At 61.0% G+C, this 269-nt stretch carries 1 protein-coding gene; it reads left to right on the forward strand.

Annotation, left to right across the window (positions count from 1 at the left end):
• Positions 1–41: 41 nt before the first annotated feature.
• A partial coding sequence (locus tag L9G74_RS20750; protein WP_238898650.1) for an endolytic transglycosylase MltG occupies positions 42–269 on the forward strand: 228 nt, incomplete at its 3' end.

The raw sequence follows: 269 nt of genomic DNA on the forward strand, positions 1-269 counted from the left end.
TGTTAAAGGCGTTGCAGGCACATCCACAGGTTGCTGCCAGCATGACCGATGAAGACTGGCCGCCGCTGTTGAGCGAACTCGGGGCCGACACGCGACACCCGGAAGGTCTGTTTCTGCCCGAGACGTACCACTTTCCAAAGGGCACCAGCGATCGCGCATTGCTGACGCAGGCCTATGAGCACATGCAGGCGGCGCTAGGGGAGGAATGGCCGATCCGGGATGTGACTTCGCCAGTGAAAACACCGTATGAAGCGCTGGTCCTGGCCTCC

It is taken from the genome of Shewanella electrica, assembly GCF_022321485.1.
Taxonomy (GTDB): Bacteria; Pseudomonadota; Gammaproteobacteria; order Enterobacterales; family Shewanellaceae; genus Shewanella; species Shewanella electrica.